Source organism: Pseudarthrobacter kochi (assembly GCF_055412805.1).
In genome coordinates, this window is the sequence record NZ_JBVAYV010000065.1 from 1 (window position 1) to 12,103 (window position 12,103).

A 12,103-nucleotide genomic window follows, 5' to 3' on the forward strand; every position below is an offset into this window, starting at 1 on the left:
CCGTCCTCCACCTTGGTCTCGATGTTGAATCGGACCTTCTTGGCGTCGGCGTCGCGGACCAGCTGGAACACATCCTTGAGCTCAGCGATCCGGTTGCCCTCGATCACGTCCAGCTCCGGGTACCCCTTCAACTGGATGAAGCCGCAGTCCAGGGTCTTGATCTGGGCGAGGGACAGCTCGGCCACCCGGTCGCCGACATACGGGAAGGCGGAGTCGACCGGCGTGGCCGGCGCGGTGTCCACGCACTTGTCGGCCTGGATGGTGTCGTCGTGCCAGACGATGGTCTTGCCGTCGGAGGTCAGGTGGGTGTCCAGTTCCAGGGTGGTCACGCCCAGCTTCAGCGAGTTGGCGAAGGCGGCCAGGGATTCCTCGGTCCACTCGCCGCGGCCTCCCCGGTGGGACTGGAGGTCGAAGGAACCGTTCCTCTCGTTGGTCTTGATGCTGGTTGTTGCCTTTTCGGCAGCCGTTCCGGCGGCGTTCGACGACGGCGCCGAGCCGGCTTCGGCGTGTGAAGCGGCGACGGCGGGGCCCGCCAAAGAGGCGATAAGCGCGGCGGTGGCCGCGGCAGTCAGGATGGTGCGCATGGTGATGGTTCCTCCTGGGTGACGGTGGCCGGCGCTGCGCCGGGGACTCGACAACCCTACGGAGGCGAGATGGACTGCCGTGTGCGGGGGACTGGACCCGCGGGTGAACAGTTCGTCGGCGCGCCCGGCCTGCAGCACTCAGGTGGTGTGGCTGGGGGGCTGTTCTTGGGCGAGGGCCTTTACCCACTCGGAGGTCACCTTGCCCAACCGGCTGTCCGTGACTTCCCGAAGCTGGGCTGCTGCAATCTGCATGGCGCGGTCGTCGTCGAAGACTTCTTCTGCTTCGGCCGTTGCCCGGGCTGTGCGGGCCTGGGCCCCCCGGTCGAGCGGCCGCTCCGATGCGGCTTCCAGGACGGCGAGCTCTCCGTCGCCGGCCAATTCGCTTTCACTCAGGACTTTGAGGACTTTCAGCCCGATTGTGCCGCGCTTCTTGTCCCCCGAGTAGACCTCGTCCAACGCCCACTGGGTCCGCTTCCACCATTCCCCGCGGTTGTCCGCTTCGGTTTTCTGCCTCAGGGTCCGCCAGCCGATGACGCCCGCGAGCAGGGCACCGAGGAGCACCGCCAGCGGCCCTAGAGCGGCAAGAATCTGCCACCACTCGGCGGGGCCGGTGTGCACGAACACCTCGATTGGGGCTGGTGACGGAGTCGGAGGCATGTGACCAGCCTAAGCCGCAGCCCGGACGGTCGACGGCGCCTCTACTGCCGGGATGACGAAGCCGTGCGGACCCCACCACTGCACCACTTCACCAGCGCGGCCGATTCCGTCAGCTTTGAGGGCCGAGCCCTGCCTCGATCGCCTCCAGGTGGCGGATGACGTAGCGGTCCACGAAGGGCACGACGTCGACGCCGTTGACGTGCAGGACATTTCCGCTGTCGACCAGCCACGGCGCATCGATATCCGCCCCTGCCGCGTCGACCGCACGCATCATCGCGCCGGACAGGTCCGACCGGACGAACCGGGCGCCGCGTAGGTTCACGTCGGTGAAGGTCGCGCCCTGAAGGTCATCGGACTGATCGAATGCTGGCATGCCGGCAACTTTGCCACGGCTGCGTCAGTCGCGCATTAACCTCGGAACTGAGGCACCCGTCCAAGCAAGGCGAGCTCCTGCCAGATGTCCTCAACGATCCTCTCTGGGGAAGACCTGGCGTCGGTTATGACAAAGGAGGGGAAGTGGACGAGCTCCCGGTAGCCCTCATCGAAGGCCTTGAGATCCTCGAGGTCCTCGGCGTCGGTGGCTCGCTTGATGATTCTGGTGTGGGCAGTATCAGCCGGCACATCGAAGTAGAACACGATGTCCGGGGTGGGCAGGAGCCGCAGCAGCCACGGCAGTACTCGTCCCGGGCTCAGGCCTTTAACGCTCTTGAGCGCCAGCTGGCAGTAGAGGTACCGGTCCATGAGCACGAATCCGGAGAAATACCTGGCACGCAGATGGGAAACCAGGACGTTGCCGCAGCGGATGCTCGTTTCTACTGCGTCCAGCACGCCGGTCGGAAGCTGGAGGCCCAGACGATTACACCATGCGATCATTCTGCTTCGCCCGCAGGGGTTCATCGTGACGATCGCAGGGCGCCCGGACTCAACGAGCCGTCGGGCCAGCAGCCTCCCGGCCGTGGATTTGCCTGCACCGTCAATGCCGGCAAGAACAATGATCATGGCTCGTTGTCGTCGTGACGGGCCCGGGCACTGGAATGATGCGGTGCGGTTGGCGACGAGGGGAACGTTCATGAGAACCTGCTTCCAGTCAGTTAGTAAACCAACTGGAGGTCTCTCCCGGCCGAGATAATCGGCCCAGCCCGCCGGAGAGCGCTGGGACTCTCGTATTGACGACGGGCCGGATGTGGGGATACTCCCCTCCGTATGTAACTAGTGAAGCACGGTTCACCTACTGAGGAAAGAGCCGCGAGCTGACCCGGCTTCGAGGAGGGGCCAGCGCACGCAGTCGGTTTCGTCAGCCCCGCAACACTTCAGCCTTTCGAAATCCAGACTGCGTTGTTCGGCTGCAGCCAGCCGTCCTCGACGAGCGGCGCCGCGCTGAGCAGCACGGTTCCCGAGGGGACCTGGACGGAGTCGTCGCCCATCGCGACGGCGACCAGGAAGTGCTCGTTGCGTTCGCAGACCAGCAGGTTCCCGGCCTCGACCCGCCAGATGCCGCCGTCGTCCGCGGTGAAGGCGCCTTGTGCCCATAGCTGGCGGCGCAGCTCCAGCGCCTTGGTGACCAGCGCCAGCGACGACTCTGGGTCCTGCTGCTGGCGTTCGATCGCGTGCATGCCCCAGTCCGCGGGCTGGGGCAGCCACGGCTCTGGAGCAGGGTCGGCAAGGGAGAAGCCATGGCTCAACGCCGCGTCCTGGGTCCACGGCAGCGGCACGCGGGCGCCGTCGCGGCAGACACCGCCGCGGGCCCACATCGGATCCACCCGGGCCTCCACCGGCACGTCGACCTCGGGCAGCCCGAGCTCCTGGCCCTGGTAGATGTACGCCGGGCCGGGCAGCCCCAGCAGGGCCACCAGCGCGGCGCGGGCCCGGACGGCACCGAGCTCGCCGCCGCCAAACCGGGTGACGGACCGGACGATGTCGTGGTTCTCCAGCGCCCACGTCGGGGTGGCTCCGTGGAGTAGGCGCGCCGCTTCGAGGTCGTTGCCGACGGCGGCCCAGGCTTCCGGGTCCCAGCCGAGTTTCACGAACGCGAACGCGAACGCCTGCTGCATTTCATCGGCCCGGGTGTAGCGGGCCGCGCGGGCCGGCTCCAGGTTGACCTCGCCCACCAGCAGGCGGTGCGGCTCGTACTTCTCGGCTAGGGTGCGCCAGCGGCGGTAAACCTCATGGACTTCCTCCTGGTCCGAGACCCGCGGGTTGGAGCGCAGCCCGTCCACCACAGCCTCGGTGGAGGGCGAGTCCGGCAGGCCGTCGGCCTTGAACAGGGCATGCGCGACGTCGATCCGGAGGCCGTCCACGCCCTTGTCGAACCAGAAGCGCAGCACACCGTCGAAGTAGTCGCCGACGGCCGGGTTGCGCCAGTTCCAGTCGGGCTGTTCGGGGGAGAAGAGGTGCAGGTACCAGTCCGTGTCCGTCGCCGAGCTCGGGGTGGCGCGGCTCCACGCACGGCCGCCGAAGACGCTCTGCCAGTTGTTCGGCGGCGTGTTCGCGTCGCGCCCTGCAACAAAGTGGAACATGTCCCGTTCCGGCGAGCCCGGACCGGAAGCCAAAGCAGCCTGGAACAGCGGGTGCTCCGAGGAGCAGTGGTTGGGGACGACGTCGAGCAGGACCCGCAGGCCCAGCGCGTGCGCCTTAGCCAGCAACATATCGAACTGTTCCATGGTGCCGAACAGCGGGTCCACGCCGCAGTAGTCGGACACGTCGTAGCCCTGGTCCACCTGCGGGGAGGGCTGGAACGGGGTCATCCAGATGCCGTCGACGCCGAGCGATGCGATGTAGGGCAGCCGGGCGGTGAGCCCGGCGAGGTCGCCCACGCCGTCGCCGTCGCCGTCGGCGAAGGAGCGCGGGTAGACCTGGTAGATGACGGCGGACTGCCACCAGTTCACGTCGGGCGTGAAGCTGGTGTCCTTGACAGGGCTCATTTGCTGGCGCCCGCGGTGAGGCCCTCGACGATCCGCCGCTGGAAGATCAGCACCATGATCACGAGCGGTACGGTGACGATCACGCCCGCGGCCATCTGCTCGCCGAAGGGCGCCTGGAACTCGGTGGCGCCGGTGAACTTGGAGATCGCGACCGTGGCGGTCTGGATCTTCGGGCCGTTGATCATCGACAGCGCGATGATGAACTCGTTCCAGCTGTGGATGAACGTCAGGATCGCGGTGGTGAAGACGCCAGGCGCGGCGAGCGGCAGCAGGACCCGGCGGAACGCCTGCCACTTGGTGCAGCCGTCGATCATGGCGGCTTCCTCGAGGTCGAATGGCAGGGCCTTCATAAACGTGGTGAGGTTCCAGACCGCCAGTGGGATCGCGAAGGACAGGTTGGGCACGATCATGGCCTGGTAGGTGTTGATCCAGCCGATGTCCGTGAAGAGCCGCAGCAGCGGCACCACGACGGAGATGCCGGGGAACATCGACGTCGCGATGATGACGCCGAGGATCACCGACTTGAAGCGGAAGTTAAGCCGGGAGATGGCGTAGGCGGCGAACACGCCCAGGACCAGCGCGAACGTGGTGGTGGTGCCGGCGACGATCAGGGAGTTGAGCAGTGCCTGGCCGAACATGGTGGAGCCGTCGAACACCTTGGTGTAGTTCTCCAGCGAGAACGGGGCCGGAAGCAGGGTGTTGTCGAAGATGTCCGCGGTGCGGCGGAGGCTGGAGACCAGCATCCAGTAGAACGGGGCCAGACAGTAGGCGAAGATCAGCGCCAGGCCGGCGTAGACGCTGTAGGAGCGCCAGGTGCGCTTGGCTTTGGGCCGGTTCGACGGCGGCGCTGTGCCGTTCGAGGAGCCGGCGGCGGCGCCGGAGTCGGTCGCGGCGTTGCGGAGATCGGAGATGGTCATCGAGTGGCCTCGTCCTTCTTCTGGTCAGGGTTCGCTTGTTCAGCGGTCGCCGGAGTCTGGTTTGCCGTGAGGCGGTTCTTCCGGGCGGTTTTCTTCGACAGCAGCTTCAGTTCCTTGGCGCCGGTGACGTCGGCGCCGAGGACCTTCACGAAGACGATCGCGACGACCGCGACGTACAGGAAGAGCATGACGGCGAACGCGGAGGCGGAGCCGTAGCGCAGCTGGTTGGATTCGTCCCAGGCGAGCATCGAGAGGGTTTCCACGGACTCCTTGCCCGGGCCGATCAGCACGAAGGGCAGATCGAACATGCGCAGCGCGTCGAGCATGCGGAACAGCACGGCGACCAGCAGGGTGGGCTTGACCAGCGGGAGGGTGATGGAGCCGAGCTGGCGCCACCAGCCGGCGCCGTCGATCCGGGCGGCTTCGTAGACCTCGCCGGGGATGACCTGCATACCGGCGAGGACCAGCAGGCCGATGAACGGGGCGGTCTTCCAGACCTCGGCGATGATGACGGCGAGCTTGGAGGCGTTGCCTTCGGCGGTCCAGAGGATTTCGCTGCCGAGCAGGGTGTTGGCGATGCCGTCGGACTGGAAGATCCAGCGCCACAGCAGGCCGGAGACGGCGGTGGGCACGGCCCACGGGACCAGGATGCTGGCGCGCAGGAAGGACCGGCCGCGGAAGGCGCGGTTCATGGCCAGGGCCAGGCAGAGGCCCAGGACGGTCTCGAGGAACACAGTGGTGACGGTGAAGAAGGTGGTGTTGGCGAAGGCGTTGAGGAAGCGCCGGCCGGATTCGCCGACGAAGAGGTCGGCGTAGTTGGCCAGGCCCACGAAGGACTCGACATCGGAGACGAAGCCGTCCGCGTCCAGCCCGGATTCGGCGCGGAACAGGGACTGGTGCACCGCGGAGAGCAGCGGGTACACGATCACCAGGGCCAGCACCAGGAGGGTGGGGGAGAGCAGCATCGCGGCCATGCGGCCTTCACCGGGGGAGCGGTTGCCGCGTTTGCGCGGGCTGCCCGGTTGGGGCGTGCCGGTCTGCGCGCCGGCGGGCGGGGCGGTCGTCGTCGTCATGCTTTGGTACCTAACTGGAGTTGCAGCGTGCCTGGCCGGCCGGGGTGAACCGGCCGGCCAGGCATGTGGTCTGGACTGCTGGGTTACTGCTGGATTATTTGGTCAGCTCGGTGAGCTTGGCCTGCATGTCGTTCAGGGCCGTGTCCGTGTCCTTGGCTCCGGTGATGGCCGCGTAGGCCTCTTCCTGGATCGCCTTGGTGGTGGCGCCGTACTGGACCACCTTGGGGCGCGGCTGGGCGTTGTTCAGCGAGGTCAGCAGGGTGGGGAAGAACGGGCGCTTGGCGACGACGGCCGGGTCCTCGAACAGGGAGGCGTAAACCGGGGCGCGGGAGGACAGTGCCAGGCGCTTCTGGGCCTGCTCCTCGCTGGTGAAGAACTTGACGAACTCCAGTGCCGTGGCCTTGTTCGGGGTGAACGGGGAGATGGCGAGGCTGCGGCCACCCAGGGTGGAAACGCCGGGGCCGTCAGTGCCGGGGATGGAGGTGATGTCGAACTTGCCGGCCACCTGGCTGGAGCCGTCGGTGGCGCTCAGGGAGGCGTGCAGGAAGGGCCAGTTGCGCATAAAGACGAGCTTGCCCTCCTGGAACGCGCGGCGGCCCTGCTCCTCGAGGTAGGTGATGGCGTCGGAGGGGAACATTCCGTCCTTGAAGCCGTTCACCAGCAGGTTCAGGCCCTCCTTGGCCTCGGGGGTGTTGACGGTGGGCTTGCCGTCGGCGTCGACGATCGAGCCGCCGGCGGAGGCCACGGCCTCGGAGAAATTGACCGTGAGGGCCTCGTTCTTGTCGAACTGGCCGGTGTAGCAGGACATGCCGGCCGCTTCCGGGAGCGCCAGGATCGCCTTGCAGGCGGTCTTCATCTCATCCCAGGTCTTCGGCGGGGCGGCGATGCCGGCGGCCTTGAGCAGGTCGGAGCGGAAGTAGAACAGCGCGCCGTCGGTGTAGTACGGGGCGCCGACCAGGGAGTCCCGGTACGTCGCGGCGTTGACCGTGGCGGGGATCATCTTGTCCGTGGGGACGGCGTCCGCGGGCAGCGGCAGGATCCACTTGTTCGCGGCGAACTCGGAGGTCCAGACGACGTCCAGGTTCAGCACGCTGAAGGTGTCCGACTTGATCTGTGCGTTCTGGATGAGCTGCTGGCGCTGCTGGTCCGCGGAGTCCGGCAGTTCGATGAACGTGACCTTCTCCTCCGGGTGGGCGGCGTTCCATTCCTCGATGCTCTTATTCGCGGCACCGGAGGCGTCGCGGTTGGAGACGTAGTTGATGGGGCCCTTGCCCTCGAAGGTCGCGGCGGCGGCCTTCGGGGTGCTCTTCGCGTCCGTGGCGGTCCCGCCGCAGCCGGTGAGGGCGACGGCGGCGACGGTCAGGGATGCGGTGGTGGCGAGAAGATTCTGCCAGGTGCGGCGGCGCTGCCTCATGTGTTGCTCCTTGTGATCTGGGGTGGTGCGAGGTGGGTGGTGCGGGTGGTTTGGTGCAGGCGGAACTGCGGCGGCTGGCCGGTTTGTGGCACGGGGGAGTGCCGGCTGCCGCCGGTGGAGTGGTGGTCTGTTGGGGTTAGCTGGCGGGTTCTTGGGGGCCGGGCGGGGCTGAACCGGGTGGGGCAAGATTCGGCGGGGCGGTGGAGCCGCGCTCGATCAGCCGGTGCGGCATGATTTTTGGCCCCAGGTCGCGGGAGCGGAGCAGCTTTTTCACGGCCATCCGCCCCATGTCCTCGAGTGGCTGGGCCATGGTGCTCAGCGGCGGGTTCACGTGCAGGGACGTGGAGGTGCCGTCGAAGCCCAGGACGGAGATGTCCTCCGGCACCCGGAGTCCGCGGCGCTGCAGTTCATTGACGACGGCGGCGCCCATCTCGTCGCTCATCGCGAAGACCGCGGTGAGCCCGGGGTCCTGCTGCAGGAGGTCGTCGACGCCGGGCGCGCCGCTTGCGTAGAAGAAGCTGCCGGTCGCGGTGACCGGGGTGCAGTTGGCTTCCGTCATGGCGCGGAGGTAGCCGCGCTTCCGGGGCTGGGCGACGTGGACCGACGACGGGTCGCCGGTCAGCAGCCCGATCCGCCGGTGGCCGAGCCGCAGCAGGTGACGGGTCGCATCGTAGGCTGCCTGCTCGTCGTCGATCGCCACGCTGGGGGAGCCCGACTTGTCGCTGATGGCGACGGAGATGATGGGGACGTTGGGCCCCAGCAGCTGCCTGGTCTCCGGCGTGATCACCGCGGAGATGAGGATAACGCCGGCGGCCCGGTAGGTGCGCAGCGTGCGGAGGTAGCCGGCGATGAAGGCGGATTTGGCGCCGGTGCGGCCGAGCATCACGGCGTACCCGCGTTCCTGGGCTTCCTCCTCCACGCCCTGCATGACCTGGGAGGCCAGGGCATCGGAAACCATCGGGGCGAGGAGCCCGATCACGGAGGTCTGCCGGGTCTTGAGGCCCCGGGCGAGGTAGTCCGTTTCGTAGCTGAGGCTCTTGACCGCGGTTTCGACGCGTTCCCGGGTCTCGTCCGAGTAGCCCACCAGCCCGTTGACAACACGGGAAACGGTGGCCGGGGAGACGCCGGCGTGCTTCGCGACATCGCGGATGGTGACCACTGTTCCTCCTGCCTGGTGCGGTCCGGACCGTGTTACGTAAACGGTTTACGTAAACGGTTTCGTGATCTGCTGCACCAACACTAAGCGGAGATGTGCCGGAGGCGTGACTGTTTCGTAAACGGGGACTCGGGTCGAATATCCACGGCCGTCGAGGCACGTTTGGCACTGCGGCTTAGGCTTGCAGCGGCCCACCAGTTGGAGTGCGTGTACTGTCGAATCTACGGCTCACCTTTATCGCATTCTGCGGAGACAATTCTGGGCAGGTGCTACGTGCAGTAAAACATTATGGGCTCGACGTGGCTGCTGGTGTGGACGTCCGCGCTGCTGGCCCAACTCGCGGTGTGGCTTCGCGCCGACCGCCAAGGAACGGAGCTTCACCTGCGGATGCCCGAATTCCCGTGGCTCACGGGCATGGGTCTCCTCATCCTCGCGACGATTTTCACGGTGGGCTGCATCGGCCAGGATTCCCGCCCCCAGCTCGTGAGCACGTTCGCACTCGTGGCGCTTCTGGCGGTGGCGAACTGGCTGCACCGCCGCCCGGGGAACGTTTTGCCCGTTGTTGAGTCTTCGGAGAATGCCAAGGAGCCGGTGCTCGTCGACTGAAGTAGGAGATGCGAAGGCTCTGCGGGTCAGAGCCCAAGCAGGGCGCGTCCGGCCTTGGCGGGGCGCGCCCTTTTGCATGCACTCGATTCTGGAGTTCGCCTCCTTCGCCACGCATACCGAGGAAACCATCGAAGCACCCAGACAATCGACGCCGTCCGACGTTTGCGATGGGCCACGACTCTGTACTGCTCGAAGTGGTCTATTGCTGGCTGAGCCAGGAGTTCCATATCCCGGTGGCGAAAGTGGTCATCACCGACATCGTTGTTCTGATCGCGATCGTGGTTGAGACCAAGCCGGTGTCGTTCATCGACCTCGGTGCCTTCGCCAGCGCCGGGCCAGGTCCACGATCTGGTGTCCCACCTCGTGGACCCGGTGATCGGCGCATCATCTGTGCCTACCTGCTATCCCATCTGGACAACACGCCATTACGCTGGGAGTGATGAACGTAGTGGTTCGGACACTCATCACCCGCGGAATCGGGGCCCGATATCGTGGTTAACCGTGACATCGATGTTGGCAACAGAGGAGTGAGCGGAGCGGCTGCCTAACGCCGGTCGCCGACTCGATAATGTTCTAGAGGTTCCAATCAACTGGCCGGCCTTGTTTGTCGTGCAACATAACGACCCCCTGTCGACCTGACAACAGAATGCGTGCCTCTGTCAGTGCTTCGCCCACAGAGCTGCACCGCTTCTTGGCCCGATCAGATCCCTCCAGATAAATGCCGAAGCCACCTCGACGCTCCTCTATGCGTAGAATCTTAGTTCGCGTTGCCAGGTAGCCATTCTTGCATTTCTCGGCACAAGACTCATTTTCGACGTGGGCTAGAGCTGAATTGAAAACTGTTTCAAATGCGGCAGCAACTGCACGCAAGCGTTGCAGGGTGTTTCGCAAATCTGGAAGTGTCATTGAAAAACTCGGATCGTGTGCCGCCTTGTTTCGGAGTTCTCCGTCACGTTTGATGGCCTCTTGGAGTCCGGGAACTCCAAATCCCATCCGTTGACTCAAGTCAGATATAGCATTCCATGCATCTGCCACACATACAGTTCGAAGAAAGTTGCTTATGTCGGTCACATTTAAGTTGGTCCCCGCTGGAGAGAAAGTATAGGCGGAGAACATATATGCTGGCGACGTCTGAGTTCCTAAGACATGGGATTCTATGGCAACTCTATCAACGAGCATGTCCTCCTCGGTAGTCTTTGAGAGATAACGAAGCTTGCTTGCAAAATTTGTGAAGGCCCCCACGGACATCTCTCTGCGTAGCCGTTTGGGAAGGTCCGCAAGCGAAACCTGCTGGGGATTAATTGTGCTGATTAGTTCAGTAGACCGAGCGCTGATAAAGTCTTCAAATGTGGCGTAGGCAACCACCATGAGTCCATTGCAGATAACGCCCGATGGCGTCACGGCGATATTTAAAATTGGCAGCTGGGTAGATAGATTAATCTGTTGTTCAATCGCTTGATCGATTGCGTTAATTCGATCAATAAATTGTTGCCGGGTAGGGGACCGGTTCATGGAAGAAAAGTTTCGAGAAAGCTAGACATCCTTGAGATGCGAAATCTGACCTTGCTCGGTGTGTTCGTCGCCGTTCTAACGGAATCCTCAAACAGGGCCGCATCAGAAGCGGATTGAGGGAAACCAACGAACAGTGAGTGCGTTGCCTCTTGAATCTTGACTCGTTGAGATGAGAGGCGCTTGATTCCTGAATCATTTAAGTTGTGCACGGCCACCATTTGAGCATCAAATATGCCAGCGATGGTCTGCTCCCGCCAGGACCCGTTTCCTACCGGGCGTTGAAACGCTCTGTCACCCCAAATAGCTTTGCAGCCAAGAAGCGCTCGTTCGAAATCGCTGCGAAGACGCGCAATATCTGCAGAAGATGAATATTGGTTTTGTCGCATGAATTCATCCATTGCCGAACTTATGTTTCCGCTAAATGATTTCCAGTGATTGGCGAAAACAAAAAATCTCAGAACGTACTCGGCATCAAGCATTCGCGCGTATGGAATGCTATGCTCATTGGTGATTTTGAGTCTATCGCGGAGGAATTCTGTTTCTGCCATATTGTAGATTGCATCGTTGAGTGGTCCTCGAAAGGCAGCATTCCGGACCTCTTGATCCGATAATGTTTCTCCGCCGCGGTTTAGCCGCGTGAACACTTCGTATTTCAACTCGGGATCACTTTGCTTCAACAGCGTTATGAAGCGAAGGTATGGGCGCACCTGCAGTGCACGCTTGATCGAGTCGGGAAGCTCATCGAAGCTTCGTCCGTTCAACTGTGTAAATCGTTCTAAGCCCCGAAGTTTAAATTCTTGTGATAAAAAGTCAACAATTGCCGTTAGTCGCTGCTTGCCATCTATGACCGAATAGATACCATACTTTTCTTCAGCTAGATAAATTGGAGGAACTGGTACGTTCATAATAAATGACTCAATAAGCTGTGATTTTTTTTCTATTGACCATCGGCCGCGACGTTGATATTGCGGAGCTAGGTCGAGGGTTTCGCTATCAACCATTTGTTTGACCACTGAAAGCGAAAAGTCACTTGACTGTACGACCAGTTTTTCTTGAGCTTCCTCGAAAGCCTCAATCATTTCGGCTTCCTGTTTCTGTTTAGACAAGTCTTCTCCCAGCTCTCATCGCGCGCAGTGAATGTTGGCACAATCTGGCTCTTCAAGGTTCCCGGGGAATGGTCTGCTGAGATGATTGCTCATGCTGCCATCCGGGCTGCACTTCTCAAGAGGATACGCGATTTGTAGTTGTCCGGGTTCCGGTATC

At 63.3% G+C, this 12,103-nt stretch carries 13 protein-coding genes; 2 read left to right on the forward strand and 11 right to left on the reverse strand.

Annotated features, from left to right (window positions below):
* From ACZY0Y_RS18600 to ACZY0Y_RS18640, 9 genes are all read right to left on the reverse strand, one after another.
* The coding region (locus ACZY0Y_RS18600) for a glycerophosphodiester phosphodiesterase family protein (protein ID WP_463959702.1) at nucleotides 1-584 on the reverse strand (584 nt) is incomplete at its 3' end.
* A 138-nt stretch (nucleotides 585-722) separates the two neighbouring features.
* Complete coding sequence (locus ACZY0Y_RS18605) at nucleotides 723-1,241, reverse strand: hypothetical protein (protein ID WP_463885222.1); 519 nt, start codon at nucleotides 1,239-1,241, stop codon at nucleotides 723-725.
* A 109-nt stretch (nucleotides 1,242-1,350) separates the two neighbouring features.
* Nucleotides 1,351-1,614, reverse strand: coding sequence for a pentapeptide repeat-containing protein (locus ACZY0Y_RS18610; RefSeq protein WP_463959704.1), 264 nt, complete (start codon nucleotides 1,612-1,614; stop codon nucleotides 1,351-1,353).
* A gap of 35 nt (nucleotides 1,615-1,649) precedes the next feature.
* Nucleotides 1,650-2,312: a dTMP kinase gene (locus ACZY0Y_RS18615; RefSeq protein ID WP_463959706.1), complete on the reverse strand. Its 663-nt coding sequence runs from the start codon at nucleotides 2,310-2,312 to the stop codon at nucleotides 1,650-1,652.
* A gap of 239 nt (nucleotides 2,313-2,551) precedes the next feature.
* Complete coding sequence (locus ACZY0Y_RS18620; protein WP_463959708.1) at nucleotides 2,552-4,162, reverse strand: alpha-amylase family glycosyl hydrolase; 1,611 nt, start codon at nucleotides 4,160-4,162, stop codon at nucleotides 2,552-2,554.
* Nucleotides 4,159-5,079, reverse strand: coding sequence for a carbohydrate ABC transporter permease (locus ACZY0Y_RS18625; protein ID WP_463959709.1), 921 nt, complete (start codon nucleotides 5,077-5,079; stop codon nucleotides 4,159-4,161). The genes ACZY0Y_RS18620 and ACZY0Y_RS18625 overlap by 4 nt, the downstream gene beginning before the upstream one ends.
* Nucleotides 5,076-6,152, reverse strand: a complete 1,077-nt coding sequence (locus tag ACZY0Y_RS18630; protein WP_463959711.1) for a carbohydrate ABC transporter permease — start codon at nucleotides 6,150-6,152, stop codon at nucleotides 5,076-5,078. Before ACZY0Y_RS18630 ends, ACZY0Y_RS18625 begins: the two co-directional genes overlap by 4 nt.
* A gap of 94 nt (nucleotides 6,153-6,246) precedes the next feature.
* Entirely contained in the window at nucleotides 6,247-7,566 is a 1,320-nt protein-coding gene (locus tag ACZY0Y_RS18635; RefSeq protein WP_463959713.1) for an ABC transporter substrate-binding protein, read from the reverse strand.
* 136 nt (nucleotides 7,567-7,702) lie between these two features.
* On the reverse strand, nucleotides 7,703-8,725 hold the full coding sequence (locus tag ACZY0Y_RS18640; RefSeq protein ID WP_463959715.1) for a LacI family DNA-binding transcriptional regulator: 1,023 nt from the start codon (nucleotides 8,723-8,725) through the stop codon (nucleotides 7,703-7,705).
* A gap of 285 nt (nucleotides 8,726-9,010) precedes the next feature.
* On the opposite strand from ACZY0Y_RS18640, the gene ACZY0Y_RS18645 reads away from it, so the two are divergent.
* Nucleotides 9,011-9,328 carry a hypothetical protein gene (locus tag ACZY0Y_RS18645; RefSeq protein ID WP_463959717.1) on the forward strand — a complete coding sequence of 106 codons (318 nt, stop codon included), beginning with the start codon at nucleotides 9,011-9,013 and terminating at the stop codon, nucleotides 9,326-9,328.
* 167 nt (nucleotides 9,329-9,495) lie between these two features.
* Nucleotides 9,496-9,768 carry a hypothetical protein gene (locus tag ACZY0Y_RS18650; RefSeq protein WP_463959718.1) on the forward strand — a complete coding sequence of 91 codons (273 nt, stop codon included), beginning with the start codon at nucleotides 9,496-9,498 and terminating at the stop codon, nucleotides 9,766-9,768.
* A 133-nt stretch (nucleotides 9,769-9,901) separates the two neighbouring features.
* Here the strand turns inward: ACZY0Y_RS18650 and ACZY0Y_RS18655 are convergent, their stop codons facing one another.
* Both ACZY0Y_RS18655 and ACZY0Y_RS18660 read right to left on the reverse strand, forming a co-directional pair.
* Nucleotides 9,902-10,840 (reverse strand): hypothetical protein, encoded by a 939-nt coding sequence (locus ACZY0Y_RS18655; RefSeq protein ID WP_463959720.1) that lies wholly within the window; start codon nucleotides 10,838-10,840, stop codon nucleotides 9,902-9,904.
* Entirely contained in the window at nucleotides 10,837-11,946 is a 1,110-nt protein-coding gene (locus tag ACZY0Y_RS18660) for a DUF262 domain-containing protein (RefSeq protein WP_463959722.1), read from the reverse strand. Before ACZY0Y_RS18660 ends, ACZY0Y_RS18655 begins: the two co-directional genes overlap by 4 nt.
* Between the last annotated feature and the right edge of the window lie 157 nt (nucleotides 11,947-12,103).

What these genes read in the sequence shown, in the direction of transcription:
- ACZY0Y_RS18605 (WP_463885222.1), bottom strand. Translation starts at nt 1,241, where the DNA reads ATGCCTCCGACTCCGTCACCAGCCCCAATCGAGGTGTTCGTGCACACC.
- ACZY0Y_RS18625 (WP_463959709.1), bottom strand. Translation starts at nt 5,079, where the DNA reads ATGACCATCTCCGATCTCCGCAACGCCGCGACCGACTCCGGCGCCGCC.
- ACZY0Y_RS18610 (WP_463959704.1), bottom strand. Translation starts at nt 1,614, where the DNA reads ATGCCAGCATTCGATCAGTCCGATGACCTTCAGGGCGCGACCTTCACC.
- ACZY0Y_RS18650 (WP_463959718.1), top strand. Translation starts at nt 9,496, where the DNA reads ATGGGCCACGACTCTGTACTGCTCGAAGTGGTCTATTGCTGGCTGAGC.
- ACZY0Y_RS18635 (WP_463959713.1), bottom strand. Translation starts at nt 7,566, where the DNA reads ATGAGGCAGCGCCGCCGCACCTGGCAGAATCTTCTCGCCACCACCGCA.
- ACZY0Y_RS18655 (WP_463959720.1), bottom strand. Translation starts at nt 10,840, where the DNA reads ATGAACCGGTCCCCTACCCGGCAACAATTTATTGATCGAATTAACGCA.
- ACZY0Y_RS18615 (WP_463959706.1), bottom strand. Translation starts at nt 2,312, where the DNA reads ATGAACGTTCCCCTCGTCGCCAACCGCACCGCATCATTCCAGTGCCCG.
- ACZY0Y_RS18620 (WP_463959708.1), bottom strand. Translation starts at nt 4,162, where the DNA reads ATGAGCCCTGTCAAGGACACCAGCTTCACGCCCGACGTGAACTGGTGG.
- ACZY0Y_RS18630 (WP_463959711.1), bottom strand. Translation starts at nt 6,152, where the DNA reads ATGACGACGACGACCGCCCCGCCCGCCGGCGCGCAGACCGGCACGCCC.
- ACZY0Y_RS18645 (WP_463959717.1), top strand. Translation starts at nt 9,011, where the DNA reads ATGGGCTCGACGTGGCTGCTGGTGTGGACGTCCGCGCTGCTGGCCCAA.